We start from the raw sequence: 4,468 nt of genomic DNA, 5'->3' as shown, positions 1-4,468 counted from the left end.
AGCCGGCGAAATCCGGCGGGCTGTCGCTGACGACCTGGAAGTCGCGGATCCGGATGCGCCGGACGCCGCTGCGCCCTTCGGCCGTGGCCCGGGCTTGCAGCCGCTGCGGCCGGGCCTCCGGCGTGCGGGCATGAGCCTTGCGGCGCAACAGGGCGTCGCGCTTCTGGGCGAGGTATTCGGTGAGGTCGGACATGGTTGGCGGCTCACGGATGGGAAAGGGCTGGGGAGAGGGGCTTGCCTCGATTTCGCGCGTTCGCCCGGCCGCTGCGCCGCTGGAGAACGGCGCATCGGAGACATCACGAAATCCAGGGGGRGGTCGTTCGGGCAGCGGCAAGACCGCGTCCCGCTTCAAGGGCCGATGCATCGGGAGACCGCTGTCGCGGTTCTGTCCGCGGCAGCGACGAGCGCCCGCCTAAAATTCCGAAATCATAGCCTTCGACGGCAAGGGGGCTGCCGGCCGATCGTTGTCAGTTCAAGCGGGAAGGGCATTCGCGTCTCCAAAGCAAGAGAGGAGCCCACGAGCGATCGTGGTGCTTTTAGCGTTGTTGACGCGGCGCAAGCTACTCCAGCAAATCCCGCGGTGAAGACGTTAGGATTACTCTTCACGTTCAAGATTATTGCTCAGATGATTATTTGTATCAATGAAACAAACTGTGCGTTTTGATTGCGGAAAGGCGATGATTTGTTCCTGTTCGGGGCTGTGGTGACGAAAATCAGGTTCCTCAAATCCCGCCGCCCCGAATCCTAGTAGGCTGCAGCGGCGACCGGGAGCGAGGGCGGGCTCGCCGTTTCCGTCTGCGCGACGGTGGGGCCGAGCTTGGGCGGGCTGAGATAGCGTTCGCCGCTATCGGCAACGATGGCGACGATCGTCTTGCCGGCGTTTTCGGGGCGCCGGCCGAGTGTGGCGGCGGCAAACAGCACCGCTCCCGACGACGTGCCCGCCAGGATGCCTTCCTCCTGTGCCAGCGCCCGGGCGAACTCGCGGGCCTGCGCCGTGTCGGTCACGATGACCTCGTCGACGACGGCAGCGTCAAAATTCTCGGGCAGGTACGCGACCTCGACATCGGTCACCTTATGGACGCCCTCGATGCTGTCGGGGTAGGGCGTCTCGGCCGAGGGGATCGAGGCCGCGCCGGGCTCGACGACGACGACCTTCACGCCGGGCTTCTGCGCCTTCAGGAAGCGGCCGGTACCGGAGATCGTGCCGCCGGTACCGACCGCGGCCACGAAGATGTCGACCTCGCCCTTGGTCTCGCGCCAGATCTCCGGCCCGGTCGTTTCGTAGTGAACGCGAGGGTTTGCCGGGTTTCCCCGCTGATTGGTGTAATACGCATCGGGATTCTCGCGGCGGACGCGGTCGATGATCGCGTGGATGGCGCCGGTTTCGAGGAATACGCTGTTGTCGATCAGGACGGTTTCGGCGCCGTATTGGTGAAGCAGCCTGATCTTGTCTTCGCTGATCGTGTTGCGGAGGTAGAATTTCGAGCGGTAGCCGCGGGCCGCTGCCAAGGCGGCGAGGCCGATGCCGGTATTGCCGCTGGTGAGATCGACGATGAGCTGTCCGGGCTTCAGCGCCCCCTTCTCCTCGGCCTCGCGAATGATGCCCCAGGCCGTGCGGTCCTTGATGCTGCCGGCCGGGTTCAGATACTCGATCTTCGCGAAGACGCGGGAGGCGATCTCCAGCCTTTCCGCAAAGCGCCGCAGCTCCAGCAGCGGCGTGTTGCCGACCAGCGCTGCAAAGTGGTCGTTCTGCGTTCCCATGATGCTCTCACTCCCAGGAGAGGTGGCGCATGCCACCGAAGACCGGCGCGATGGCCGGTCGCAAATGTTCGGCAGCCGCTTGCCCCTGATTGGCGGGCGCTGCGGCGTGCAGCGTCATGCTGCCGGCGAGACTGCGTCTGCGCCGCTCAAGCCGCTGCTACCTGTGTCGTCGCCGCGCGATGAGCCGCCAGCCTGGCCGCAATCTTCGCCTCCTGCTCGGCCTTGACGATGGCGACGCGGGCCGTCGCTTCGTCGAGCGATGCGGCCGGGGGATAGATCGCTGTGCTGCCGGCGGTGCCGGCCTTCGCCCCGATATGTTTTTCAAAGGGCAGGGAGCGATAGAGCGTCGGGTCGACTGTCGTGTCGAAGAGCGGCCGATAGCCGAGCGACAGATACAGGCCCGTCGCTTCCGGCTGCCGGAACCCGGTGGTGAGATAGGCCCGGGTGTAGCCGAGCTCGGCCGCCGCCTCTTCGAGCGCGAGCACGATCTGCCGTGCCAGCCCCTGCCGCCGCAGATCGTCCCGCGTCCAGATGCGCTTGAGCTCGGCTGTCTCGTCGTCATGGCTCATGAAGGCGCCGCCCGCGATGGTCTCGTCGCCGCGCCGCAGGAGCAGGAAATCTCCCAAAGGCGGGGCGAAGGCCTCTGGAGGGTAGCGCAGGATCTCGGTGCGCGCGCCGCCTGGCCTGCTATTGGCCCCGTATCGGCCGTCGTACTCGGCAACAAGCCCTTCGATCAAAACCTCTGCTTTCCCATCGAAGGGAGACGAACGCACGATCAAGTCAGTCATGGCACGGTTCCGGAATTTGGCGTTGAGCGGGAATAAGCGCCCACGGCATTCGTATCTGAACCGTTTGTGCAATCAATGCTGTCAGTACAATAAGTATATTTGGCTATACTGAGGGTGATTTGGAAATCTATGGTTCCCCAATGAGCGGGCGAGACGGAAGGAATTTATCCGCCTCGCGATCAGCGCGCCTCGGCGCCGGCCGCTCAGTTCGTGAATGCGGCGAGCCGGGGGAGGTCGAGGCCAAAGCGCTCGCGCAGGCTGGTTTCCTCGTAATGTCGGCGGAACAATCCCCGTTCCTGCAGGACCGGGATCACCAGATCGACGAAATCGTCGAGCCCGTCGGGCATCGAAGCTGGGATCAGGTTGAAGCCGTCTGCAGCGCCCTGCTCGAACCATGATTGCAGGTCGTCGGCGATCGTCTGGGGCGAGCCGATGATGATGCGATGGCCATGGGAGGCGATGGCGAGCGCTGCGAGTTCGCGCAGCGTGTAATTCTCGGCGCGCGCCTTGTTCAGGAGCAGGCGCACCCGGCTCTCGCCATGGATGCGTTCGCCCGGCTCCGGCACGGGCTCGGCGAGCGGATGGCCGGACAGGTCATAACCCCAGCGCCCTGACAGCTGGCGGATGCCGGCGGCGATGTCGGTATGCTCCTGCATCGCCGCGAATTTCTCGCGCGCCTCGGCATCGGTCCGCCCGACGATCGGCATGATTCCGGGTAGGATCGGGAGGCTGGGTGCCTTGCGTCCGGCGGCTTTCGCTGCCTCGCTCAGCGCCTCGCGATAGACGTGGGAGTCGGCGATCGTGTCCTGTGCCGTGAAGGCGAGATCCGCCTCGGCGGCCGCGAGCCCGATGCCGTCGCGCGAGGAGCCGGCCTGGATGATGACGGGGTGGCCCTGTGGCGGCCGCGAGATGTTGAGCGGCCCGCGGACGGAAAAATGCGCGCCCTTATGCGCAAGCAGGCGCACCCGCTGCGTATCGAGGAACGTGCCGGATTTCCGGTCCATGATGAGGGCATCATTGGCCCAGCTGTCCCAGAGGCCGCGTACGACCTGCACGAACTCCCCTGCGCGCTCATAGCGGGCGGCGTGATCGGGCAGGGCAGTGAGGCGTCGATATCCTCGGGATGGCCCTGCGCGGTGTCTTGCCGCCACGCCGCCGGATGCCGGCCGATCGGCTGGTGGAACAGGCCGAGATGGAGCCTGCGGGGCTTGCGTGCGTTCTGGTCGACGATGGTCATGGAGTTCTCAGGCAAGTGAACGGAGGGGGCCGCGCTCAATCGAGGCGCGGATCGAGATGGTCGCGCAGCCAGTCGCCGAGCAGTATGACTCCGAGCACGGTCAGCGTGATCGCGATGCCGGGGAAGGTCGCAACCCACCAGCTGGTCGCCAGGTACTGGCGTCCCTCGCTCAGCATCTGCCCCCAGGAGATCTCGGGCGGCTGGATGCCGAAGCCGAGGAAGCTGAGGGAGGATTCCGCCAGGATGACGGTGCCGACATTCATGGTCGAGACGACCACGAAGGAGGACAGGATATTGGGCAGGATGTGCCGCAGGATGAGGCCGAGCGGGCGCGCGCCGATCGACCGCGCCGCCGCGATATAGTCCATTTCCTTCACGCTGAGGACGTCGGCCCTGACGATCCGGGCGCAGCCGACCCAGTTGGTCGCAGCGATGACGACGATAAGTGGCACCAGCCCGGTTCCCGCGACGAGGGCGACGACAAGCATGAACAGCATCGTCGGGATCGCCAGCATCGCGTCGATCACGCGCATGACCAGCGCATCGACCCTGCCGCCCGCCATGCCCGCGAGCAGGCCGAGCGAAAGGCCGATCAGGCTGGAGAGGGCGACGGCGGCGACGCCGACCGTCAGCGAGGTGCGCGCCCCGAAGATGATGCGGCTGAGCAGGTCCCGCCCTTGGC

Annotated in this window: 4 protein-coding genes and 1 pseudogene; all 5 read right to left on the bottom strand. The window is 65.8% G+C overall.

What is annotated here, in order from left to right; genetic code table 11:
* Positions 1-193 (bottom strand): annotated as a pseudogene (locus AC1D34_RS34830) (OsmC family protein); the annotation flags it as partial.
* Positions 194-744: 551 nt separating this feature from the next.
* The gene (locus AC1D34_RS34825) at positions 745-1,761 is read right to left on the bottom strand and encodes a PLP-dependent cysteine synthase family protein (protein WP_441491108.1); all 1,017 of its coding nucleotides are present in this window, start codon (positions 1,759-1,761) and stop codon (positions 745-747) included.
* A 146-nt stretch (positions 1,762-1,907) separates the two neighbouring features.
* Positions 1,908-2,549, bottom strand: a complete 642-nt coding sequence (locus AC1D34_RS34820; protein ID WP_441506689.1) for a GNAT family N-acetyltransferase — start codon at positions 2,547-2,549, stop codon at positions 1,908-1,910.
* 203 nt (positions 2,550-2,752) lie between these two features.
* Positions 2,753-3,700 (bottom strand): NtaA/DmoA family FMN-dependent monooxygenase, encoded by a 948-nt coding sequence (locus tag AC1D34_RS34815; RefSeq protein WP_476826694.1) that lies wholly within the window; start codon positions 3,698-3,700, stop codon positions 2,753-2,755.
* A 121-nt stretch (positions 3,701-3,821) separates the two neighbouring features.
* The coding region (locus tag AC1D34_RS34810) for an ABC transporter permease (RefSeq protein WP_476826693.1) at positions 3,822-4,468 on the bottom strand (647 nt) is incomplete at its 5' end.

This window comes from Allobosea sp. P1_A7 (genome assembly GCF_056406775.1).
Note: the sequence above shows the minus strand (reverse complement) of the source record. Positions and strands in the feature narration are given on the sequence as shown.

Coding starts and splice junctions, on each gene's coding strand:
- AC1D34_RS34825 (WP_441491108.1), bottom strand. CDS start 1,761: ATGGGAACGCAGAACGACCACTTTGCAGCGCTGGTCGGCAACACGCCG.
- AC1D34_RS34820 (WP_441506689.1), bottom strand. CDS start 2,549: ATGACTGACTTGATCGTGCGTTCGTCTCCCTTCGATGGGAAAGCAGAG.